Source organism: Mesonia sp. K7, assembly GCF_003233725.1.
Lineage (GTDB): Bacteria > Bacteroidota > Bacteroidia > Flavobacteriales > Flavobacteriaceae > Mesonia.
This window is the reverse complement of sequence record NZ_QKQV01000001.1, coordinates 211,106-235,565: the sequence shown is the minus strand read 5'-3', so window position 1 is coordinate 235,565 and position 24,460 is coordinate 211,106. Positions and strand designations below refer to the sequence as shown.

The following is a 24,460-nucleotide window of genomic DNA, read 5'->3' as shown; positions in this document are numbered from 1 at the left end:
GCTTTTTTATTTAATTTCAAATGCTTTTAAATTTTTGGAGCAATCAATTTTTTCCAAATAAAAAGTATCAACAATCCACCGAGAATGGCAAAAATCCAATCAGCTGGACTCCAAAAGCTTGTTGTTTCGTCAAGTAATCCAAGCGCTCGACCGATAAATCCTCCGATAAAAGCACCTGCAATTCCGAGTAAAATAGTAACAATCCAACCTCCAGGATCTTTACCTGGCATAATAAGTTTAGCAATGGCTCCAGCAATGAGACCGAAAATAATCCACGAAAGTATTCCCATAATCTTAATTTTTTAAAGTTAGTAGTGGTTAAATTAATCAATTTTATCGAAATTTTAAATTTTTAACTTTTGTATTTTAATTACATTTGACAAAAATTTGTGATGAAAAGAATTTTAGCTTTTGTTTTTTTAGTATTTATAACGATCACGTTACAAGCGCAAAACAAGTCAAAAGACTCGCTCTATCAAGAGACTTTGGCTTTTCAGAAAGAGCAAAATTCCGACTTTAAAGACAAAGAAGAATCTCCGCTCAAAGCGAAGGACTTAAAGACTTTTAAGTCTTTAGACTTTTTTGCTCACAACCCTAGAATGGTGATTACGGCAAGTTTTAAGGAAACACCCGACGCACTACCGTTTTTTATGACTACTTCTACCGAGAGAAAGCCTTTATATCGAAAATATGGTGAGGCCACTTTTGAAATTGATGGAGAAAAATATACAGTTGAAATCTATCAGAACCAACGTTTGAAGTACGATAAAAAATACAAAGATCACTTGTTTTTACCTTTTAATGATCTAACCAACGGCGTAGAAACTTATGGTGGAGGAAGATACCTTGATTTAACCATTCCTAAAGGCAAAACGATTGTATTGAATTTCAATAAAGCTTATAACCCGTATTGTGCTTATAACGAAAAATATTCTTGCCCGATTCCGCCGGAAGCTAATTTTTTAAATTTTGAAATTAAAGCAGGCGTCAAAGCTTTCGATAAATTAAAGTAAAGTTTTGGCAAGCCAAATACCAAGCATCACAGCCAAAATACCTAAGAAAACACTTCCCAGCGTATAACCGAAAAATAAGATATAATTTTCGTTCTTCAGTAGATTAAAGTTTTCGAGTGCAAACGCAGAAAAAGTGGTAAAACCACCACAAAAACCGGTTGCTAAAAACAAGACTAAGTTTTGGTGTTGGGTTTGGTTTTTATAGAAATAAGTAGCAACAAAACCAATAAGTAAACTTCCTAAAACATTGACCAAAAATGTAGAAATAGGGTAGTTGCTCTGGATGAGTTTACCGACTAAAAACCGGCAAGCACTTCCTAAACCGCCACCTAAAAAAACCAAAAGCAAAGCTTTCATATTACATTTGGGTTTCTTCTAATGGACTATTTTCTTGCGCTGAAACAGGATCTTTTGTTGTTGTCGGCTTCTCTTCTAAAATAGGAATATAAATTTCGGTTACCCATGCTGCAGGATTTGGATTGGTTGCAGGATCGGTCACATACACCTCAAAAGGATCGGCACTCATATCTTTCATCAGATTGTTTTGGTTGAGGTATTCTTCTGCGGTTGTCCAAGCTGCCGATAGGTTTTTATAATCACCTTTTAAGGTAGTTTTCAAAACTGGTTGGGCAGGTAAAAATCCACATAAAATATTACTATCTGTTGGTGTGATAATTCTGCTGTTGGTAGGAATTCCTGGAGAAATAATCACACTGTTATTCATCTCGTTTATTTCGTTGTAAACCGTTAGCGGAGCTCCGTTTATCGGAATATTGTTATCAACCATAAAACGATGGATGGTTGGTAAAATTTCTGCCATTTTTTCGCCTAGCATTTTACTGTCACTTCGTGATGAAGTAGAAGAATACAAGTAAAAACCTCCACTGTGTCGAGTAACACCATCAACATTGATGCTAAAAGTTTCCATTTTTTTCAGGATAGACTTTTCGATATTGTCAAGGCCATTTTCTAACATCGGGGCAAATTTTTCTTCCGAAGATTGATCGTCGATCAACATCGCAAGTTTTTCCCAGAAGTTTCGCTTTCCTTCAATTGTCCAAATTACCTTGGTGCTATCATTTTCGGTGGTAAAAACCCAATTCATTTCTTTTTCGGCTTTACCAAAAGTGGTGTCAAAACTATACTTTTGTTTGATACTATTGTTCGGAATCACTTCTGTGGTTTCGTATTTTCCGTCGTTATAGGTGCTGCTCTCCCAACTATAGGTTGCACCTTCGCCGATGGTCTTTTCGCTTAAAGCGAAACTAATATTCTGGTCATTTGCAATTCTCGGGTCCCAATTTTCCCAATTTTTATAATTGTTGACTTCTTCAAAAGCCAAAACGTTAGGTACTGCCATTTTCTTAGATTTTTCGACTCTAAAATCGTTGTCTAATGTGGCAACGTAAATGGCGCCACCAATAATGACAATAAGTAATAAGAAAAATAAGTATTTGAATAATTTCATACCGATATTGTTGCTTTATTAGTGCTAATATAGTTATTTTACAACTTGTTAGTAAACTTAATGTAAAAAATATGAAACTTAAACTAATACCAATTTTATTAGCATCAGTAATTACATTTTCAGCTTGTAATGATGATAAGAAAATAAAAGAAAGTCCAGAAGTTAAAAAGGAAGACACGGCAAAATTTGATTATACGGTAGATCAGTTTGCAGATATAAAAGTGTTGCGTTATCAGATTCCTGGTTGGGAGGACTTGAATTTAAAAGAGCAACAATTGGTCTATTATCTTGTTCAGGCAGGCTTGTCGGGAAGAGATATTATTTGGGATCAAAATTATAAATACAACCTAACCATCAGAAAGGCTTTAGAAAACATATATCGCAACTATGAGGGAGATAAAAATGCAGAAGATTGGAAAGCTTTTGAAGAGTACCTAAAAAGAGTTTGGTTCTCCAACGGTATTCATCACCATTATTCGATGGATAAAATCATGCCAGAGTTCAGTAAGGAATATTTTACCACTTTATTAGAGGAAACCGACACGGCACTAGAAGGAGAAGCTTTAGAAGTAATCTTTAATGATAAAGACGCTAAAAAAGTAAACCTAAATGAAGCTAAAGGTTTGATTAAAGGTTCGGCAACCAATTTTTATGGTGATAATATCACAGCTGCTGAAGTCGATGCTTTTTATGCCAATAAAAAGTCACCAAACCCTAACCGTCCATTATCTTATGGACTCAACTCTAAGTTGGTCAAAGAAAATGGCCAATTGGTAGAAAAAGTATGGAAAAGTGGTGGAATGTACGGAGCAGCTATCGATAAAATTGTGTATTGGTTAGAAAAAGCGGTAACCGTTGCCGAAAACGAACAACAAGGAAAAGCTTTAGAATTACTGATCAAGTATTACAAAACAGGTAACTTACAAGCGTGGGATGACTATAATGTTGCTTGGGTTGCTGCTACCGAAGGCAATATCGATTACATCAACAGTTTTATTGAAGTATATAATGATCCAAAAGGTTATAGAGGATCCTATGAAAACATTGTGCAGATTAAAGATTTTGATATGTCTGAAAAGATGAAAGTTTTAGAAGACAATGTACAATGGTTTGAAGACAATTCACCTATCGATGATGCTCATAAAAAAGATTCGGTAGTTGGTGTTACCTATAAAACGGTAATTGTTGCAGGAGAAGCAGGAGACGCTTCACCAAGTACGCCAATAGGAGTGAACTTACCCAATGCCAACTGGATTAGAAAAGAACACGGAAGTAAATCGGTTTCTTTAGGAAACATCATCAATGCCTACAGCAATGCTGGTGGAAGCGAAAAACTAGACGAATTTGCGTATACCGACGAAGAGAAACAACTTTCTAAAGAATATGGAGAGTTGGCAGACAAATTACACACGGCTTTACACGAGGTAGTTGGTCATGCTTCAGGACAATTAAATCCTGGCGTTGGGGAAACCAAAGAAACCTTAAAAAGTTATGCTTCTACTTTAGAAGAAGGAAGAGCAGATTTGGTTGGGTTATACTATCTAATGGATCCAAAATTACAAGAACTTGGTTTGACCGATAACATCGAAAAATTAGGAAAAGCAGCTTACAACGATTACATCAGAAATGGTTTGATGACGCAATTAACGCGTTTAAAAATAGGAGACGATATCGAAGAAGCGCATATGCGTAATCGCCAATGGGTAAGTGCTTGGGTTTTTGAAAAAGGTAAAGAAGAAAAGGTTATTGAAAAAGTACAAGAAAACGGAAAAACTTATTTCAAGATTAATGATTACAATAAATTGAGAAGCTTATTTGGCGAACTTTTAAAAGAAACCCAACGCATCAAGTCTGAAGGTGATTACCAAGCCGCAAAAGATTTGGTTGAAAATTACGGAGTAAAAGTAGACCAAGAAATTCATAAAGAAGTATTAGAGCGAAGCAAAGATTTTAAATCGGCGCCATATAGTGGTTTTGTAAATCCTGTTTTGGTGGCAGAAACCAATGATGCTAGTGAAATCACTAAAATTACGGTAGAACAACCGAAGTCTTTTGAAGAGCAAATGTTGATGTACAGTGAAGAGTACGGGTTTTTGCCTGAAATGAATTAATAGATTTCTAGCATAGAGCGAAATAAAAAGCAGGAAGAAATTCCTGCTTTTTTATATGAAAATAAGAAATGATTAATCAATTTCACTATTGCTTGTTTCTTGAGTGGTAGAGGTTCTTTTGGATTTCCCGATACCAAACCTGAACCCAAGGTGTACATCTGCTTTTTTGATGGTATCTGAAAAAGCTGCCGAAATCGCAGAAGAAGAACCGACGTAAAAAAATCCACCTAAGCGTAAACCAAAACCTGCATTAAAACTGGAAATGGTAGAAACACTAAGAGGAAGATAAGCTTCAAAAGATTTTCCGGAGTATCTCGGGATTAAGGCATAAGTACTGTAATTAGGGATTACTGTATTTTCACTATTTTTTACCAGACTTTGATTGATTTGTACTGTCCCAAACAAGTTTCCGTAAACTTGATAATCGGCATAAATATTTAAAGAAGTTGGTAGTTTAACCTTGACGGTAGTTTCGGAGTCGGTGGATGTGAAATATGGACTGTCTTCTAAAATAGCGATGACATCTTCTGTGTTCTCTACATCTTCAAACTCAGAAGCATTAAATCGCTCTGTCTCAGGAATAGCTAACGTATAAGTTTCTCTTCTTGCATTTTCGTCTATATTGATACTACCAATGTCTTTTATGGCGAGGCCTAAGTTTAATTTATAAGCATATTTTGAATTTTCATTTTTTATCTGGTAATTAAAACCAATATCGGTTCCTAGACCATCGATACCGTTTCCTAAAAAACTATAATTATAATCTTCAAAACTTTCAGAAAAAATTCCGGCGTAAGCAAAATCTATACTAGCATTACCATTACTAAAATATAACTCATCGTTTTCTCTTTCGATACTTACATTAAGCTCATTTATTCCTCCATTGGCATAAGCTTCAGAGGCTAGTAATTTTAAAGTCAAACCAGCAGAAAGTTTAGAGGTTTCGTTTTCCATGATATTTCTAGCCACAGAAAAATCCAGTGTTTGATAGCCAATCGCCGTAATACGTTGATTTTCGTTGGTCTGTATTTCGGTAATTAAATCTTCTTCGGCTTCGATAATATCAATAAGATTAGGGTCGACATCGGTAAGGGAAACATTGGCATTAAGGGTGTATTTAAAACCAAAACCCCAGTTATTGATTCTTACTCCAATAGAAGGGCCGATTAATTTTAAGTTGATGGTAGAGTTAAACGGGTTATCTCCACTTAATAAATCAGATTCGTATGCTTCAGAAGATTTATCAGTATCTAAAAAATCTAGCATATTGATTTTGTTGTTGGAGGCATTTACACTTAAGTGAAATATACTTACATCTACTTTGTTGGAAAGGTTCACTAACTCTGCAGGATTATTATCTACATTGAGCATGGTAGTTTTGTGGGAAGTATTGATTCCTAAAAAATGTTCTTGCGTAAACCCCAATAACGGAACTAGACACGCGAGTGTGAAAACTAGTTTTTTCATGATAGATAATTTTGGTTGTTAATTATTTTGGTCTAAAATTATAAATAGTGCAGATGGATTGAAATACCCGAAAATGGGTATTTATTTAAAATCATACTTGCTTTCGAGCGCATAACGCAACAATTCACCTTTGCCTTGTAGGTTAAGTTTTTTGATCATGTTTTTGCGGTGGGTTTCTACCGTAGAAACCGAGCAAAACCTGATATCAGCAATCTCGTTGGAAGTTTTTCCTTGACCGATAAGTTTTAAGATTTCGGTTTCACTTTTAGAAAGCACAGCAGTTTGTGTGCGTGAACTTTCTTCTTCCAATTTTGATAAATCGAGGTGATTGTCGAAAAAAGTTTCGCCTTGAGCTACTTTTTCAATGGCATTTTTTACATCAGTCAATGAGGCGTTTTTTAGTAAATATCCCGAAGCTCCAGCAGCAACCATTTGTTGGAGTGCATCGGTTTGGTCGAACATGGTAAACGCAATAACTTTGGTTTGCGGAAACTCTTTTTTGATGATTTTGGTAGCTGCAATACCATCTATTTTCGGCATCCTGATATCGGTTAAAACCATGTTAGGTTGTTTTTTACGGACAATTTCCAACAAATCTTCACCGTTGTTGGCAAAGCCTACAATTTCTATGTTTTCTTCGTACTGAAGTAACAATTGTATGCCGTCTATCAAGGCTTGATGGTCTTCTGCTATGGCTAATCGTATCATGTGGGTATGTTTATAATAATGCTGGTTCCTCTACGAGGATAGCTGTCTATTTCTAAAGTTCCGCCAAGGTGTTCTACACGTTTGTCGATGGTTGACAAACCAATACCGTTTCTTTTTAGGTTTTTATTGGTTGTAAAACCTACACCATTGTCTTCTACAATGATGTTGAGTGAATTCTCGTGGTGCGTTAGTGAAATGTTTATTTCATGGGCTTGTGCATGTTTGATGGCGTTGGCAAGTAACTCTTGTATCATTCTAAACAGTGTGATTTCCAATTGATTTTCGATACGTTCGTCTTGTAAATAATCTTGTACATGAATCTGCAGATCGTTGGTCGAAAAGCTATTGGCTAAATTTTTTACCGCCGGCACCAAGCCTTCTTTTGCCATCACACCAGCGTTTTTTTGGTGCGAGATGGTTCTTACCTTTTCATAAGCATCATCCAACAAAACTTGTGACTTTTCGATATCGGCTTGGTTTTCTTTATCCAGTTTATTTTTGAGGTTATCAGTATGCAGTTTTAAAGCGGCCAAAGTGCTACCTAAATTGTCATGCAGGTTTTCCGCAAGACGTTGACGCTCGTTTTCTTGCTCGGTCACCATCGCATTGATGGTATTTACTTCTTCGTTTTTTAGTTTTCGCTCTAGATTTTGCAAGTTGATTTCTTGTTGTTGTTCTTTGATGATTTGCTTACGCTTTAGGTTTTTATAAAACAGATAGGTGAAAATTGCACCCAAAACGGCGAGGACGATAAAACCAATAATCATGCTTTTTTGAGTAGTTTTTCTACGATCGACTTCTGTTTTTAGAATAAGGTTTTCTTTTTCTTTTTTCTCGGTTTCGTATTTGGTTTGTATTTCTGAGATGGCAATGTTTTGCTCAGTACGGTTAATACTGTCCCGCATTTGGTTGTACAACTCATAATATTTTAAGGCATTATCGACATCACCTAAGTTTTTATAATACGTGCTGTATTTCTGGTAGATAATCTTTTTATACGCCACTTCACGATCATAGTCTTGTATCGTATCTGCAATTTGTATATGTCTCAATGCATTATTATAATCTTTATCTATTTCAAGACTGTTGGCAATGTTAATGTAAGCAGTGACTATTTTCTCATTATCCCGAGGTGTTTTATAATTTTTTAAAGCTTCCTGATAATAATATCTTGCAGAATCCTGCTTTTTAATATAACCTGAATAAATCAAACCTAAATTTGCAGCAAAAGCTCCAACGCTTACGCTATCGTTATTTTTTTCTGCTATTCTTTTTCCTTTTAAGAAATAATTCTTAGATTTTAATTGAGTTTTTCGAGCAAAATAGTAGCTACCAAAAGCATTGTATGCTTTCAGTAATAGTTTTGTGTCACTATTATCTCTGGCATAACGATAAAAATCATTAAGATATGGTAGTGCTTCTTTTCTTAATTTCTTTTCTGCATTTAATATCCAGAATATTTCATAATTACAAACGGCTATATTTTTTTGATCTTTTAATGAATTATATATTTTAATAGCCTTTTCATAGTTAGCTAACGCAATATCATTTTTGTTTAATCCTTTATAGTTTTCGGCTAAAGAAAATAAACTATCAGCCTTTGCTTTTTGATTAATATGATTTAAGTTTTTTTTTTGAAAAAAATAGGTGTATGTATCTAACTCAAGCCCAAAGTTAAAGGCTAAAAGAAATAATACTATAATCTTGTGATAACTCCTCCACATGCTTCTTGGGGTTGAACAGTTTTGATGCCATCTATGGTTTTTTTGTCATCACAAGGATCTTCATACGCGCTTAAACCAAGACTGCTAACTAAAGTTCTTGCTTCATCTACTAAGCTGCTATTGAAATCTTCTGGGTGATCACTTAAGACAATGATTTGTAGTTTATTACGATATAGAGAGGTGATTCCTGTTTCGTGCAACATAAAATCCAATTCTAGAATATGTGTGGTTTCCTCTGGTTTTCTTTCGTTGTGTGTATTGTCAGTAATAACAACATAAACAGTTGTTGCGGTAGGACAAGAAATGTTATATATTGAATAGCACAGGTAATTTGCATTCGAAACGGGAATTTTGATATATGCTCTAGTCTCTTCAAAGATTTCACCTTCGATGTAACTATGTCCCCCTGCTACCATAAAATTATTATTAAAAGCAGGATCGTGACTATTGATTTCTCTGATAGATTGATTGATTCTCATGTTGTAAAGATTTTTGGTTAATTATTTTTAGTTAAAATTAAGCAATAAATCTTAGAATAACATACCCAATAACGGGGATATTGAAAAGAGAAAGAAATTAGTATCCTGTTCTAATCGCTTCTACAGGATCTAGTCGCGAAGCCGATAAGGCAGGGAAGATACCAGAAATCAAACCAATTAATATCGAAACGGAAACCCCGTAAAAAATATTCATAAAAGAGAGTACAAACTCAAAATCGCCTGTAAAATTAGAAAGTACAGCCGCAATCACCCAAACTAAGAAAACACCAATCATTCCACCAACGAGCGCTAGAATAATGGCTTCAAATAAAAACTGAAGTAAGATAAACTTGTTTTTAGCACCCAAAGATTTTTGTATGCCGATAATGTTGGTGCGTTCTTTTACCGATACAAACATAATGTTGGCAATACCAAAACCACCTACCAAAAGTGAAAACCCGCTAATGATAAGTCCCATAAAATTGAGTTGCCCGGTGATGTTGTCTATCAAATCGGTAAAGCCTTTAAGCTGATTGACAAAAAAGTTGTTGATATCGGTCGGTTTCAAGCCACGATATAAGCGTAATTGCTGTTCTAACATAGCGATGTATTCGTCATTATCGACACCACTTGCGGGTTTAATGATAATTTGCGGAAAGGTTTGTCGATTATTGTCCCCATAAATTTGGCGTACCACATTTACAGGTATAAAAACACTCCCGTCTTTGGAAGGACCAAACATATTTTGCCCTTCTTTTTCTAAAACACCAATCACGTTAAAACGCTGTCCGTACAAACGTACTTCTTTGCCCATCGCATTTTGTGGGGTCGTAAAAAGGTTTTCGGCAATTTCATAACCTAGAATAAGCACTTTAGAACCGCTTTTAGCCTCTGACTCATTAAAAAATCGGCCTTCTTCTAATTGCAGTGCTTCAATGTAATAGTATTCACTGCCTATTGCGCCAATACTTACTCCTTCAGCTTGCTTTCCTTCATAGGTTATAGAATTGGCTGGGACATTTAGAGAAAACGTAATGGCTTCGGTATCGGGCATATTTTTTTTCAGGTAAGCATATTCGTCATAACTCACATCGGGAAACTGTTCTAATTTCCATCGTGGGATTTCGGTAGGACCAAACGAGTAACGCATGATGATAATCGTGCTATTATCAAGCGAGCTCAAGCTGCCTTTTACTTCTTTCTCTAAAGAATCTACCGCAGCTAAAACGGCAATAATTGAGAAAATACCAATAGTCACGCCCAATAAAGACAAAAATGTCCTTAATTTGTTGTTTTTAAGAGAGTTGATAGCGAAATTAAAACTTTCTTTAATAACTCTAAGGTAGATTAGCATAGCTTTCTGGCGTGTTTTCTAAAATGATGGTTTAAAGATAGGACGAACATTTAATTTTTTTGTTACAATTTTTAAAAATTTAAAAGCGTTTCCGCTTTAGGTTTTGTGCTTAAAATGTTACTTTCGCAACTTAAATCAGCACCATAAAAATGAATCAGACAAAAACGGCAAAAACAGCCTTAATTTCGGTATTTCACAAAGACGGATTAGAACCTTTGGTAAGAAAATTTGATGAATTGGGAATTACCATTTATTCTACCGGAGGAACAGAAAAATTTATCAAAGACCTAGGAATAAATGTAGTTCCGGTGGAAGACGTGACTTCGTACCCTTCTATTTTGGGAGGTCGTGTAAAAACGCTTCACCCAAAAGTTTTTGGAGGTATTCTCAACCGTCAAGATAACGAAAGCGATGTCCAAGAGATGGAAACTTATGAAATCCCGCAGTTAGACATCGTCATTGTCGATTTATACCCATTTGAAAAAACAGTGGCTTCAGGAGCTAACGAACAAGATATTATAGAAAAAATAGATATCGGAGGTATTTCGCTCATTCGCGCAGCTGCGAAAAATTTTAAAGATGTACTTTGCGTTTCGTCGATGAACGATTACCAAGAAGTGTATGATTTGTTAGACAAAAACAACGGAGCAACAACCCTTGCCGATAGGAAGCGTTTTGCCGCAAAATCATTTAATGTTTCGTCGCATTACGATACGGCTATTTTCAATTATTTTAATCAAGAAGAAGTCGTTTACAAACAAAGCTTTGATCAAGGAAGTGAGTTGCGTTACGGCGAAAACCCGCACCAAAAAGGTTATTTCTATGGTGATTTAGAAGCGATGTTCGATAAATTACACGGTAAAGAATTGTCGTATAACAACTTATTAGACGTTGATGCTGCCGTTAACCTGATGAACGAATTTAAAGGAGAAAATCCCACTTTTGCCATTTTAAAGCACAACAATGCGTGTGGTTTGGCGCAACGCAATACGATTTTAGAAGCCTACAAAGATGCTTTGGCTGGTGATCCGGTTTCTGCTTTTGGCGGAATATTAATTAGTAATACCAAAATAGATTCCGCTACAGCGGAAGAAATACACCAATTGTTTTGCGAAGTGGTGATTGCACCAGCTTATGACGAGGATGCCTTAGAAATTTTAAAAGGAAAGAAAAACAGGATTATCCTCATTCAGAAAGATATCGAGTTACCTGCAACTACCGTTAGAACTTGTTTAAATGGTGTTTTGGTGCAGGACAAAGACTTACAAACCGATAGTCAAGAAAACTTAGACTTGGTGACCAACGAAAAACCAACTACACAAGAAACAGAGGATTTATTATTTGCTTCAAAAATTTGTAAACACACCAAATCGAATACCATTGTTTTAGCAAAAAACAAACAACTTTGTGCCAGCGGAACAGGACAAACCTCACGGGTAGATGCCTTACGACAAGCTATTGAAAAGGCAACTAGTTTCGAGTTCGATTTGAACGGAGCGGTAATGGCAAGTGATGCTTTTTTTCCGTTTCCAGATTGTGTAGAAATTGCCCATAAGGCAGGAATCACGGCAGTTATTCAGCCAGGAGGATCTATAAAAGATAATTTAAGTATAGATTATTGCAATAAAAATGATATTTCTATGGTTATGACAGGTACGAGACATTTTAAACATTAATTTTTATACCTTTACAAATTACCACTAAACACGTATATGGGATTTTTTGATTTTTTAACCGAAGAAATTGCAATAGATTTAGGAACTGCCAATACTTTAATTATTCATAACGACAAGGTTGTTGTTGATAGTCCTTCTATCGTAGCGAGAAATCGTACCACAGGAAAAATAATAGCTGCAGGAAAAGAAGCAGCGATGATGCAAGGTAAAACACACGAAAACATCAAGACAATTCGCCCGTTAAAAGACGGTGTCATTGCAGATTTCGACGCGAGTGAGCAAATGCTTACCATGTTCATCAAAAATATTCCGGCTTTAAAGCGAAAATTATTTACACCCGCATTACGAATGGTAATATGTATTCCTTCAGGAATTACCGAAGTAGAAATGCGTGCGGTAAAAGAAAGTGCCGAACGTGTCAATGGGAAAGAAGTTTACTTGATTCACGAACCTATGGCAGCAGCGATAGGTATTGGGGTTGATATTATGCAGCCCAAAGGAAATATGATTGTGGATATCGGAGGTGGAACCACCGAAATTGCAGTGATTGCTTTGGGTGGAATTGTTTGTGATAAATCGATAAAAGTGGCAGGTGATGTTTTTACCAATGATATCATTTACTACATGCGAACACAACATAACTTATATGTTGGGGAAAGAACCGCAGAGAAAATCAAAATACAAATTGGTGCTGCTACAGAAGATTTAGAAGTCCCACCAGAAGATATGAGTGTTCAAGGACGTGATTTGCTTACTGGTAAACCAAAACAAGTAGAAGTTTCTTATCGAGAAATTGCCAAAGCTTTAGATAAATCTATACTTCGTATCGAAGATGCTGTAATGGAAACTTTATCACAAACCCCACCAGAATTAGCAGCCGATATTTACAACACCGGAGTTTATCTTGCCGGAGGAGGTTCGATGCTTCGTGGCTTAGACAAACGTCTGTCTATCAAAACAGATTTACCGGTTTACATTGCAGAAGATCCGTTAAGAGCCGTGGTAAGAGGAACAGGAATTACCTTGAAAAATATTGCTAAGTTTAAAGGGGTTCTCATTAAATAGTAGAACTGGTTTATGAAACAGATTATCAACTTTTTTATAAAGTATAAAAACACTATACTTTTTTTAAGTCTGTTTCTATTAGCAATCTATTTTACCATACAAAACCATTTTTACCACAAAAGTAGAATCCTAAACTCTACTAATTTCATTACTGGAAAAGTGTATGATTTGCGTAGTAACATCAATGATTATTTTTACCTTAAGTCTCAAAACGAGCGTTTGATCGAAGAGAATAAAAACTTACGCGAAGCTTTACTTATCTTCGATTATAACAAAAAAGACACCATTATTTCAGGAATCGATTTTAAAGCAAAACCTTTTGTGTTTCAAACCGCTAAAGTTATTGCAAATCGGTATGCTAGGTTAGACAATTACATTTTAATCAACAAAGGAAAAAATGATAGTATTCATATTGATAATGGAGTAATTACTAGCAAAGGAATTGTAGGGATTGTCGATCAGGTTTCCGAAAATTATGCTCGAATACAATCTATTTTAAACTCACGATCAGCAATAAATGTAAAATTAAGAAGTTCACATCATTTTGGTACACTTACGTGGAATGGGAAAGATCCAAATATTGTACAAGTGATTGAAATCCCAAAACTAGCTCAGGTAAAAAAAGGAGATACCATTATTACCGAAGGTCGTTCATTAATTTTTCCAGAAGGTTTGCCAGTAGGAGTAGTAGAAGATTTTGCAATTGATGGCGCGAGTAGTTTCTATAAAATAGACGTACGTTTATTTAACGATATGACCAATATTGGCTATTTGTACGTGATAAAGAGTGAAAACCAAGAAGAACTCAAATCTTTAGAATTGGAAGAAAATGAGTAACGATTTTATAAAACATAGTTTACGTTTTATCCTTTTGGTTGCCATACAAGTTTTGGTGCTCAACAATATCAATTTTTCAGGAGATATCAACCCATACTTGTATGTCTTGTTTATTCTCTTGCTACCTTTCGATTTACAGGGAATGCAAGTGATTCTTTACAGTTTTCTTATCGGCATGACCATCGATATTTTTGAAGACACTGGAGGAATAAATGCTGCTGCAAGTGTTTTTATCGCTTATATCAGACCTTTAGTTTTAAAATTTTCATTTGGAGTAAGTTATGAGTTTCAAACGATTAAGTTTTACCAAACCGCAATCTCAAACCGATTGACATATATCCTGATACTCATATTTATACATCACTTTGTATTGTTTAGTTTAGAATATTTTAACTTCACATTTTTTCTCGATATTTTAAAGAAAACTATCTTATCTACTATCTTTACGGTATTTGTAATTTTAATTGTAAATTCTATATTCATCAGTAGAAGAAAATGAGAAAAATCCTTCCTTTAACTATTATTGTACTTACCAGTTTGGTGTTTATAGGAAGACTTTTTTATCTCCAAATTGTAGATACTTCTTATGCGGTTTTGTCGGCCAATAATGCGATTAAAATCGAATACAACTATCCGCAAAGAGGTTATGTGTTCGATAGAAATGGAGAATTATTGGTGGCCAATCAACCATCTTACGATGTGATGGTTATTCCGCGCCAAGTAAAACCTTTTGATACCCTAGAGTTTTCTACCTTACTTAATATTTCTAAGGAATTTTTAATCGAAAGATTAGACAAAGCAAAAGTTTATTCACCCAGATTACCTTCGGTAGTGATCCCACAACTTACCAAAGATGAGTTTGCCTATTTGAAGGAAAAATTGCGAAAATTTGAAGGTTTTTATATTCAGAAAAGATCACTTCGGGAATACCATGTTTCCCATTCTGCCAGTGTATTGGGCTATATTTCTGAAGTAACCGACAGCGAGGTAAAATCGATGAAATATTACAATTCTGGAGATAATATTGGTCGATCGGGTGTCGAAAAACAATACGAAGAAGTTTTACGTGGGATAAAAGGAGTAAAGTACATTCAGAAAGACAATTTTAATAGAGAGATTGGTCCTTATAAAAGCGGAACTTTAGATACCTTGCCCGTTCGAGGAAAAGATATTACGCTCACTTTAGATGCCAGACTACAGGCTTACGCCGAAAAGTTGATGCAGGGCAAACGTGGTGGCATTGTGGCCATCGAACCGCAAACTGGCGAAATTTTAAGTTTGGTAACTGCTCCTTACTATGATCCAGCACTTTTGGTGGGAAGAAAACGTTCTAAAAACTTTACGAGACTTTGGTACGATACCATTAGCAAACCACTATTCAACAGACCTTTACAAGCGATGTATCCGCCTGGTTCCCCTTTTAAGGCATTAACGGGTTTGGTTGCACTAGAAGAAGGCGTAATCAATACGAGCGATAAAGTAGATTGCCATCACGGGTTTTATTATGGTAGAAATGCTCGAATGGGTTGTCATAATCACCCAGCACCTTTATCGATTACACCAGCATTAGCTCATTCGTGTAATGCTTTTTTTGCAAAATCACACATGAAGATTATCAATAAATTCGATACTTCGGTGGAAGGTATGGATGCGTGGAATAAGCATATGAAATCTTTTGGTTTAGGAGATTATTTAGGTAACGACTTACCTGTAGGTCAACCTGGAAGAATACCAGATGGTGACTACTATACCAGAAAGTATAATACCAAGAGGTGGTATTCCACCTATACCTTATCTAGTGGTATTGGTCAAGGAGAAGTATTGACGACTCCTATTCAATTAGCAAATGTTACCGCAGCTATTGCCAATCGAGGTTGGTTTTACACACCTCATATTCTTAAAGAAATTGACGGTAAACCTATTAAAGATAAAGATTTTACAGTAAAAAACATGACCACGGTTAAGCCTGCCAATTTTGAACCTATTATCGAAGGTATGCATGATGTTTATAGGTACGGTACAGCGTATTCTTTAAGGATACCAGACATTGAGATTTGTGGTAAAACAGGAACAGCTGAAAACTTTATTAGACTCAACGGAAAGAAAACGCAATTAACCGACCACTCTATATTTATCGCTTTCGCACCAAAAGATGATCCGAAAATAGCGATAGCGGTTTTTATCGAAAATGGTTATTGGGGTTCTCGTTACGCTGGAAAAATTGCCAGCTTGATGATTGAAAAATATATCAAAGATGAAATTACCAGAACCGACCTCGAAGATTGGATACTTTCACATTCGTTAGAAGATGAATATGCTAAGCCTTACAGTGGCGAACCTTTTAAAATCAATCAATAATGAGGAAATCGAATGCTTTTGATTGGTTAACGATTATTTTGTATTTCATTTTAGTGATTTTTGGCTGGATGAATATCTATTCAGCTTCTTTTTCTGGTGCGGAAACGAGCTATTTCGATATGGATCAACCTTATGGAAAACAAGCGGTCTTTATTGTTTTAAGTGTTGTCTTAATTGTTTTCTTATTGGCATTAGAGTCGAAGTTTTATGAACGTTTTGCCAGTATTATCTATATAGGTTCCTTGTTGTCATTAATTGGACTTTTTGTTTTCGGTAAAACTATTTCGGGAGCAACTTCGTGGTATGCTTTCGGTAGTTTTAGTCTGCAACCTAGTGAGTTCGCAAAAGCTGCCACGGCATTAGCACTTGCTAAATACTTGAGCGATATCCAAACCGATATCAAGACTTTAAAAAATCAATTGGGTTCTTTTCTTATTATCTTTTTACCAGCGATTTTAATTATTCCACAGCCTGACCCTGGAAGTGCGTTGGTTTATTTGGCTTTTTTATTTCCCTTGTACCGGGAAGGTTTATCTGGATTTTATCTCATTATCGGAGCCTCACTTATACTCATTTTTATTCTCACTTTAGTTTTAGGTTCTATTTGGGTAAGTATGATCATTGTTCTGTTGGGAATACTCTTTTATTTTTATAGAAGAAGAAGGGCTTCTATTCCCAAAATAGGAATTTTATTGCTCTTCGGAATTTTATTTTCTTTTTCCGTCAATTATATCTTTAATAATCTTTTTGAACAGCGTCACCGTGATCGCTTTAATATTGTACTTGGTAAGGAAGTAGATGCCAAAGGTATTGGTTACAATACCAATCAAAGTCAAATCGCGATTGGTAGTGGCGGACTAAAAGGAAAAGGTTGGACACAAGGAACACAAACCAAAGGGAATTTTGTACCCGAACAACACACCGATTATATTTTTAGTACCGTTGGTGAAGAGTGGGGCTTTCTCGGGACCAGCTTTTTTATAATCATTTATACCTTGTTACTTATTAGGCTTTTGGTGATGGCAGAAAGGCAGAAATCACAGTTCAATCGGGTGTACGGTTATAGCGTTCTCGGAATACTTTTTATACACTTTGTGGTGAATGTCGGGATGGTTATTGGTCTCATGCCAACCGTTGGAATTCCGTTGCCGTTTTTTAGTTACGGAGGTTCTGGACTTTGGGGTTTTACGATATTGCTCTTTATTTTCGTTAAGTTAGACGGAAACCGAAAGAGCTTACAGTTTTAGAATGATAAGACTACTTCTTTCGATTCAACTCATAAAAATCATGTCTACGATCTTTCAAGTTGTGTACGCTACCAAAAGTATGCAACTCGCGTAACAAGTCGATATCGACATCGGCGACCAAAATCATTTCGGTGTTGGGTGTCGCTTCGGCTTTTACACCGTTAGAAGGGAAGGCAAAATCACAAGGTGTAAACACTGCTGATTGTGCATATTGAATATCCATATTGTGAACTTTCGGCAAGTTACCCACACTTCCAGCAATCGCGACATAACATTCGTTTTCGATAGCTCTAGCTTGCGCACATAATTTTACACGCGAAAATCCGTTTTGGGTATCCGTTAAAAACGGAACAAAAAGAATGTCCATTCCTTCGTCGGAAAGTAGTCTGGAGAGCTCTGGAAATTCTACATCATAACAAATAAGAATACCAATTTTACCACAATCGGTATCAAAAGATTTTAGGGAGTTTCCTTTTTGTAAACCCCAAACACGAGCTTCGTCTGGCGTGACGTGTATTTTCTCAAAGCGCTCGACACTTCCGTCACGTTTGCACAAATAACCTACGTTGTAGAGTTTATCGTTAATCATTTCTGGCATACTTCCCGTAATGATATTGATGTTGTAAGAAACCGAAAGTTCAGCAAACCGTTCTTTTATATTTTCAGTAAAACCAGCGAGTTCCCTAATCGCATCCGACTCACTTAAGTCATTGAATTTTGCCATCAATGGAGCATTGAAGAACTCTGGGAATAAAGCAAAATCGCAACGATAACCCGCAACGGTATCTAAAAAATATTCGGCTTGAGCCATCAAATCATCTAAATCTTTATACGATCGCATTTGCCATTGTATGAGACCTAATCGTACGACATTCTTAGTAGAAGTTGGCGTTTTACTCGGTTTGGTGTAATAAATATTGTCCCATCGTAGTAAAACAGCATGTTCTTTTGAAGCTTTGTCACCTTCAAGATAACCTTTTAAAATCCTAACCGGATGAAAGTCGTTCGACAGTTGAAAATTTAAGACCGGATCTTCAATTTCCTTTCTTTTTACCTTATCCAGATATTGTTTTGGCGTCAACTCTTTGGCGTATTTATGGTAATTGGGAATTCTTCCGCCAAAAACAATTCCTTTAAGATTTAGGCTTTCGCATAATTCTTTTCGGTAGTCGTACAATCTTCTTCCGAGGCGTAAACCACGGTATTCAGGTTTGATAAAAACATCGAGGCCGTACAATAAAGTTCCATCATTAGAATGAATATGAAAAGCCTCATCACCAGCCACATCATCATAGGTATGTTGTGTTTCTAAATCTTTGTTTTTTACAATAATCGATAAGGCACTTCCAGCAATTTCCCCATTGACCAAAATCACTACTTGCCCTTGAGGGAAAATCTTGATAAGTTGTCTAATTTCCTCTTTTTCCCAATGCGAATTAGGTACATCTTTATAGGCAGATTTGGTCGCTGCTTTTAGTGCGTCATAATCTTTAAGAGAAAGTAGACGAAGCTCTATGTTTTCAATTTTATCCATCAAATTTGGAGTTTCAAGTTAAAAGTTAATGGTTAAAAGATCGGATTAATCCATTAACAAATCAACACATTACAAAGATTTCGCTTTAAGCGGATTTTTACATATCGAGAAGATAAGCAAAAATAAGTGGAGCGACAATGGTAGCATCACTTTCGATAATGAACTTAGGCGTGTCGATATCGAGTTTCCCCCAAGTAATTTTTTCGTTAGGAACGGCACCCGAATACGAACCAAAACTGGTGGTTGAATCTGAAATTTGGCAGAAATAACTCCAAAATGGCGTGTCTGTTCTTTCCATATCTTGGTACAACATCGGCACGACACATATTGGGAAATCTCCTGCGATTCCGCCACCAATTTGAAAGAAGCCAATTCCTTCCGATACACTTGGTTGGGTACTTTCTGTATACCAATCGGCCAAAAACGTCATATATTCAATTCCTGATTTCATCGTGCTGGCTTTGAGTTCACCTTTTAACACATAGCTGGCAAAAATATTACCCATCGTACTGTCTTCCCAACCAGGAACAACAATCGGTAAGTTTTTTTCCGCGGCAGCGTACATCCAAGAATCTTTGATATCAATTTCGTAATATTCTTCGAGTACACCACTCAACAACATTTTATACATAAACTCATGCGGGAAATAACGCTCTCCTTTTTCTTCGGCATCTTTCCATATCTTGAAAATATGCTTTTGTAAACGCCTAAAAGCTTCTTCTTCAGGAATACAAGTGTCAGTCACACGATTGAGGCCTTTTTCGAGCAAATCCCATTCTTCTTTTGGGGTAAGGTCCCGGTAATTAGGAATACGCTTGTAATGCGAATGTGCCACCAAATTCATAATATCTTCTTCTAAATTGGCTCCGGTACACGAAATGATATGTACTTTGTCTTGGCGAATCATCTCGGCGAAAATTTTGCCCAATTCTGCGGTACTCATTGCTCCGGCAAGTGAAACCAACATTTTATTGCCTTTGTTAAGTTGGTTTTCGTACTCCTTAGCAGCATCAACCACACTAGCAGCATTAAAATGCAAGTAATATTTTTGAATGAATTGTGAAATGGCTCCTTTACTCATAATATTTTAGTTTAATAATGTTTCGTCACCCTGAACTCGTTTCAGGGTCTCAAAATATGAGATGCTGAATAAAGTTCAGCATGACACTTGAAAATTAATGTTTATCAAGTTGAAAGTTTCAATGTTTCAGGTTTAAAGTTCGATTTCGATTTCAACTTCTCCAATCTATTCATCTTCGTCATCTTCTTCGCTAATGTTCTCATATTTGAACTTATAGCTCAGCATTTTATAATAAAGTTTTGCTGCTAGAAAATCGGATGATTTTTCTTGTGCGTTCGGACAAAGTTCTACGATATCAAAACCGACAACGTTTTTCTTTTTAAAGATTAATTTTAAGAAATCTAAAGTTTCATACCAAAATAAACCTCCTGGTTCGGGAGTTCCCGTTGAAGGCAAAATAGAAGGATCGAAAGCATCTAGATCGATTGTGATAAATACATTGGGTGTCATTTGGCCAAGCGCATCATCCATCCAATCTTCGTATAAATCGTGTGCAAAATAGGTTTGGTTTTCATCCATATATTGCAATTCTTCTTCATCCATCGAACGGATTCCCACTTGAATTAAGTTGGTGGTTTTACTTGCTTCGTGAACGGCACAAGCATGATTGCAAGATGTTCCTTCGTATTCTTTTCTTAAATCCGCATGAGCATCTATTTGTACCACGGTTAAATCTTCAAAACTTTCGTTGAAAGCTCTAATGGTTCCGATAGAAATAGAGTGTTCGCCACCAAAAATAGTGACAAATTTATCTTGCTTGATGTAATTTTTGGTCGTCTTATGTACCGCTTCTACCATTTTTTCTGGTGAAGAATTTTCGGTCACCGGCGGAGCAAGGTAAACCCCTTTTTTATAGACTTCGGTACGGGTTTCGATATCGAAAAGCTCCATATTTTCTGAAGCATCGAGAAAAGCTTGTGGGCCTTTATCGGCACCTTTTTGCCAAGTACTTGTTCCGTCGTAAGGAACAGGAATCAATACTACTTTTGCATCGTCTAAACGGGCATATTTATCTGGAATACCCGCATAATTTTTTTTAGTTGTCATGATGTTAATAACCTAATATTTGTAATAAATCTTCACTTTTTTGTTGTTCGCTAAACAGTTTGGTTGTGATGTTTCCGTTTTTGTCTTTATCGATTAAAATATGTTTAGGTGAGGGAATCAAACAGTGTTGTAAACCGCCAAAACCACCAATGGTTTCTTGGTAAGCTCCTGTATTGAAAAAACCAATATACAGCGGTTTTTCCTTTTTAAAACGCGGTAAATAAATCGCGTTCATGTGTTGCTCACTGTTGTAATAATCGTCGCTATCACAAGTTAATCCGCCAAGGAGCACACGTTCGTAGTCGTCTTCCCAACGGTTAACCGCCAACATGATAAACTTTTTACTGATCGCCCAAGTATCGGGCAAAGTCGTGATAAAAGAAGAATTGATCATATTCCATTTTTCACGATCGTTTTGTTGTTTTTGGTAGAGCACCTCATAAATTGCACCACCGCTTTCACCTACGGTAAAACTGCCAAATTCTGTAAAAATATGCGGAACAGGAACATCGGCTTCTTGACAGGCTTTGTTGATCTGATTGATGATTTCATCGATCATATATTGATAATCGTACTCAAAATGCAATGAGTTTTTGATAGGAAAACCACCACCAATATTTAGGCTATCTAAAGTTGGGCAAATCCGTTTTAAGCGAATATATACTTTGAGACATTTTAAGAGTTCGTTCCAATAATAAGCATTGTCACGAATACCAGTATTGATGAAAAAGTGAAGCATTTTAAGCTCAACTTTATCGTTGTTTTTGATTTGCTCTTCGTAAAACGGAACGATATTTTTATAGCCAATACCTAACCTCGATGTGTAAAACTCAAACTTTGGTTCTTCTTCGGAAGCAATTCTAATCCCTATTTTGATATCTCCTTTTATTTCTTCGCCAAGTAAATCTAACTCTTCATAATTATCGATAATCGGGATACAATTGTTGTGACCGCTATTGATAAGTCTGGCGATATTGGCAATGTATTGTTCGCGTTTAAAGCCGTTACAGATGACAAAAGTATCATCGGTAATTTTACCTTCTTTTTTGAGGCTCTCTACAATATCGATATCAAAAGCAGAAGAGGTTTCGATATGGATATTGTTTTTTAAAGCTTCGTTTAGTACATGTTTAAAATGCGAACTTTTGGTACAATAACAATAATTATAGGTAGCTTTATAATTGTGCTTGTCTATTGCTTTGGTAAACCATTTTTTAGCCCGTTGTATGTTGTCGGAAATCTTTGGTAAATAAGTGAATTTTAATGGGGCTCCATATTCTTTGACCAATTCCATCAAGTCGATTTGATGAAATTGTAAAGTATCGTCTTTTAAAGTAAATTCTTCTTGAGGAAAATAATACGTCTGATCGATGAGATCTAGGTATCTTGTATTCATTTATAATTTTTTAAAAAAGAAAATTAAGAATTTATAAATAAAGTTTTCTTAAATTAAAGTAAAATCTATTTTTCGTGCAAATAGAAATTATTTTTAAATGTAAAACAAGCTACTTTTAGTTAAAATTTTACCGAAAAGATAAATTGATTAAATCATCCCCAAATTAATGATTTCCTGTTTATTAAGGTGTCTGTAATTACCTCTTGGTAAATCTTTTTTAGTTAAACCACCAAAAACAACGCGATCTAGTTTCACTACTTCATATCCTAATTTTTTAAACAAGCGTTGTACCACGTGGGGTTTAGTACTTTTTAACTCAATACCTACTTCTTTTTTGGGTTTGTTTTCTACATAATCTACCGCATCAACAATCACTTTTCCATCTTCTAAAGTTACTCCTTCTTTTATCAATTCTAAATCGGCTTGACTTAAATTTTTGTTGAGTTCTACGTGATAAATTTGGCGGATTAGTTTTTTACTACTTCCCAAGTTTTTTGCCATCGTTCCGTCATTGGTAAAAAGTAAAAGTCCTGTGACGCTGGTATCGAGTTTTCCAATAGGGTTGAGCTTGGATTTTGATGCACCAGCAATCAAATCCATCACGGTTCTGTTGTTTTTTTCTAAACTGCCAGTAACGTAAAAACCTTTGGGTTTGTTAAGCAATACATACTCTTTTTTCTCAGGATTGATTACTCTTCCGTCAAACTTTACTTCGTCCGATAGCTTTACTTTGTAACCCATTTCGGTTACCACTTTTCCGTTTACTTTTACATTTCCCGACTGAATATAAATATCGGCATCGCGTCTGGAGCAAATGCCCGAATTGGCAATGTACTTGTTCAGGCGCATTCCCGCATCAGGATCCTGCACTTGTTTGTCGACTGCAATTTTCTTTGACTGCGAAGGTTTTGATTTTTTATTTGGAGTAGATTTCCTTTTCTCAGGCTTTTTCATTTCTAATTTTTTGCAAAGGTACGATTATAAGATTATAAAAATCTGTTAATTACCATATCTATTTCTATCAGTAAGATACTAAAAACTCCAGCGACAATTATAAATTTCAGGAAATTGTGCATTTTGTTGTACTGAGCCTTGGTTCCAGCTTGCCAAATTAGAATCAGGAAGGTGACCAACAGCACAAAACTGAGCAGAAAATACCAATTCATATAACCGAGGTTAAAATTGTTGGTCATCAGAATAAGTGTGGGAATTGTCGTAAACAAGACTAAAAGTGAAATGATTTTCTTTGTAAATCGAATTCCGTAAACCACAGGAATAGTTTGGTAATTCTGTGCAAAATCCCCTCTAAGGTTTTCTAGGTCTTTTACAATTTCTCGGATCGTTAAAAGTAAAAACAAGTAGGTAGCGTGAATAAAAATCACCAAATCAAAATTATGGTAATAGATAAAAACGGCAAAAAATGGAGTGATCGCCAAAATAGAAGCAGTAATGTTTCCTACGAAAGGCAGTTTTTTGAGTTTGTGTGAATAAAACCACAACCCAAAAATATACAATGAAAAAAAAACTACTGCTCTAAAAGACACATAACTCGCAATAACAATGGTAAGGATGTTGAGAATAAAATAGACAGAAAGCTTTGTTTTTTGACTGATGTAATTATCCAACATGGTTTTCTGTGGCCGGTTGATATAATCTTTTTCGGTGTCGTAAAAACTATTGATGATGTAACCTGCGGCAATGGCGAGTGAGCTCGCTAAAATGATAAGAAATAAATGAAAATTAAGAAGAACTTCTCGAATACTATAATCTTTACCAAGAATAAAAATGGCAGCCAAATATTGGGCGATAACAATCATAAGAATGTTATAACCTCGCACTACAGAAAACAAGCTAAAAAGTTTGTAATGTAGCGGTTTGGGGTTACCAATAGACAT

The 24,460-nt window shown here is 35.7% G+C and carries 22 protein-coding genes; 8 read left to right on the top strand and 14 right to left on the bottom strand.

The annotated features are described in order from the left end of the window. Positions 1–26: 26 nt before the first annotated feature. Entirely contained in the window at positions 27–290 is a 264-nt protein-coding gene (locus tag DNG35_RS01095) for a GlsB/YeaQ/YmgE family stress response membrane protein (RefSeq protein ID WP_111125899.1), read from the bottom strand. A gap of 102 nt (positions 291–392) precedes the next feature. Between DNG35_RS01095 and DNG35_RS01090 the strand changes: the two genes are divergently transcribed. Then, positions 393–1,013 carry a DUF1684 domain-containing protein gene (locus DNG35_RS01090; protein ID WP_111125898.1) on the top strand — a complete coding sequence of 207 codons (621 nt, stop codon included), beginning with the start codon at positions 393–395 and terminating at the stop codon, positions 1,011–1,013. Here DNG35_RS01090 and crcB read toward each other — a convergent pair. Together crcB and DNG35_RS01080 are read right to left on the bottom strand one after the other, a co-directional pair. Continuing rightward, complete coding sequence (gene crcB, locus DNG35_RS01085; protein WP_111125897.1) at positions 1,005–1,370, bottom strand: fluoride efflux transporter CrcB; 366 nt, start codon at positions 1,368–1,370, stop codon at positions 1,005–1,007. The genes DNG35_RS01090 and crcB overlap by 9 nt on opposite strands. 1 nt (position 1,371) lies before the next feature. Beyond that, entirely contained in the window at positions 1,372–2,481 is a 1,110-nt protein-coding gene (locus DNG35_RS01080; protein ID WP_111125896.1) for a GyrI-like domain-containing protein, read from the bottom strand. 71 nt (positions 2,482–2,552) lie between these two features. Here DNG35_RS01080 and DNG35_RS01075 point away from each other — a divergent pair, with 71 nt between their 5' ends. Beyond that, entirely contained in the window at positions 2,553–4,592 is a 2,040-nt protein-coding gene (locus DNG35_RS01075; protein WP_111125895.1) for a dihydrofolate reductase, read from the top strand. A 72-nt stretch (positions 4,593–4,664) separates the two neighbouring features. Here DNG35_RS01075 and DNG35_RS01070 read toward each other — a convergent pair whose 3' ends face one another. The 5 genes from DNG35_RS01070 to DNG35_RS01050 all read right to left on the bottom strand — a co-directional run bounded on the left by DNG35_RS01070 (position 4,665) and on the right by DNG35_RS01050 (position 10,324). Then, a complete protein-coding gene (locus tag DNG35_RS01070) occupies positions 4,665–6,059 on the bottom strand; it encodes a DUF5723 family protein (RefSeq protein ID WP_111125894.1) in 1,395 nt (464 codons plus the stop codon). Between the two features lie 81 nt (positions 6,060–6,140). After that, positions 6,141–6,767 (bottom strand): response regulator transcription factor, encoded by a 627-nt coding sequence (locus tag DNG35_RS01065; protein ID WP_111125893.1) that lies wholly within the window; start codon positions 6,765–6,767, stop codon positions 6,141–6,143. Next, positions 6,764–8,491, bottom strand: a complete 1,728-nt coding sequence (locus DNG35_RS01060; protein WP_111125892.1) for a sensor histidine kinase — start codon at positions 8,489–8,491, stop codon at positions 6,764–6,766. Before DNG35_RS01060 ends, DNG35_RS01065 begins: the two co-directional genes overlap by 4 nt. Beyond that, entirely contained in the window at positions 8,464–8,970 is a 507-nt protein-coding gene (locus DNG35_RS01055) for a hypothetical protein (RefSeq protein WP_111125891.1), read from the bottom strand. The genes DNG35_RS01060 and DNG35_RS01055 overlap by 28 nt, the downstream gene beginning before the upstream one ends. A gap of 97 nt (positions 8,971–9,067) precedes the next feature. Beyond that, positions 9,068–10,324 (bottom strand): ABC transporter permease, encoded by a 1,257-nt coding sequence (locus DNG35_RS01050; RefSeq protein ID WP_111125890.1) that lies wholly within the window; start codon positions 10,322–10,324, stop codon positions 9,068–9,070. A gap of 149 nt (positions 10,325–10,473) precedes the next feature. Between DNG35_RS01050 and purH the strand changes: the two genes are divergently transcribed. Genes purH through rodA form a run of 6 tightly spaced genes read left to right on the top strand, consistent with a single transcriptional unit; the run spans position 10,474 to position 17,507 of the window. After that, a complete protein-coding gene (gene purH, locus DNG35_RS01045; protein ID WP_111125889.1) occupies positions 10,474–12,000 on the top strand; it encodes a bifunctional phosphoribosylaminoimidazolecarboxamide formyltransferase/IMP cyclohydrolase in 1,527 nt (508 codons plus the stop codon). Between the two features lie 36 nt (positions 12,001–12,036). Beyond that, on the top strand, positions 12,037–13,065 hold the full coding sequence (locus DNG35_RS01040) for a rod shape-determining protein (RefSeq protein ID WP_111125888.1): 1,029 nt from the start codon (positions 12,037–12,039) through the stop codon (positions 13,063–13,065). Positions 13,066–13,077: 12 nt separating this feature from the next. After that, the gene (gene mreC / locus DNG35_RS01035) at positions 13,078–13,902 is read left to right on the top strand and encodes a rod shape-determining protein MreC (protein ID WP_111125887.1); all 825 of its coding nucleotides are present in this window, start codon (positions 13,078–13,080) and stop codon (positions 13,900–13,902) included. Beyond that, positions 13,895–14,401: a rod shape-determining protein MreD gene (locus DNG35_RS01030; RefSeq protein WP_111125886.1), complete on the top strand. Its 507-nt coding sequence runs from the start codon at positions 13,895–13,897 to the stop codon at positions 14,399–14,401. Before mreC ends, DNG35_RS01030 begins: the two co-directional genes overlap by 8 nt. Further along, the gene (mrdA, locus tag DNG35_RS01025; RefSeq protein ID WP_111125885.1) at positions 14,398–16,260 is read left to right on the top strand and encodes a penicillin-binding protein 2; all 1,863 of its coding nucleotides are present in this window, start codon (positions 14,398–14,400) and stop codon (positions 16,258–16,260) included. The genes DNG35_RS01030 and mrdA overlap by 4 nt, the downstream gene beginning before the upstream one ends. After that, positions 16,260–17,507 (top strand): rod shape-determining protein RodA, encoded by a 1,248-nt coding sequence (gene rodA / locus DNG35_RS01020; RefSeq protein ID WP_111125884.1) that lies wholly within the window; start codon positions 16,260–16,262, stop codon positions 17,505–17,507. The genes mrdA and rodA overlap by 1 nt, the downstream gene beginning before the upstream one ends. A 10-nt stretch (positions 17,508–17,517) precedes the next feature. Here rodA and DNG35_RS01015 read toward each other — a convergent pair whose 3' ends face one another. The 6 genes from DNG35_RS01015 to DNG35_RS00990 form a co-directional block, all read right to left on the bottom strand. Continuing rightward, positions 17,518–19,041 (bottom strand): bifunctional GNAT family N-acetyltransferase/carbon-nitrogen hydrolase family protein, encoded by a 1,524-nt coding sequence (locus tag DNG35_RS01015; RefSeq protein WP_111125883.1) that lies wholly within the window; start codon positions 19,039–19,041, stop codon positions 17,518–17,520. Between the two features lie 97 nt (positions 19,042–19,138). Next, positions 19,139–20,122 (bottom strand): deoxyhypusine synthase family protein, encoded by a 984-nt coding sequence (locus DNG35_RS01010; RefSeq protein WP_111125882.1) that lies wholly within the window; start codon positions 20,120–20,122, stop codon positions 19,139–19,141. A 165-nt stretch (positions 20,123–20,287) separates the two neighbouring features. Further along, positions 20,288–21,169 (bottom strand): agmatinase, encoded by an 882-nt coding sequence (gene speB, locus DNG35_RS01005; RefSeq protein ID WP_111125881.1) that lies wholly within the window; start codon positions 21,167–21,169, stop codon positions 20,288–20,290. 4 nt (positions 21,170–21,173) lie between these two features. After that, a complete protein-coding gene (locus DNG35_RS01000) occupies positions 21,174–22,565 on the bottom strand; it encodes an arginine decarboxylase (RefSeq protein ID WP_111125880.1) in 1,392 nt (463 codons plus the stop codon). A 147-nt stretch (positions 22,566–22,712) separates the two neighbouring features. Next, on the bottom strand, positions 22,713–23,519 hold the full coding sequence (locus tag DNG35_RS00995; RefSeq protein ID WP_111125879.1) for a pseudouridine synthase: 807 nt from the start codon (positions 23,517–23,519) through the stop codon (positions 22,713–22,715). 32 nt (positions 23,520–23,551) lie between these two features. Further along, positions 23,552–24,460, bottom strand: a complete 909-nt coding sequence (locus tag DNG35_RS00990) for a geranylgeranylglycerol-phosphate geranylgeranyltransferase (protein ID WP_111125878.1) — start codon at positions 24,458–24,460, stop codon at positions 23,552–23,554.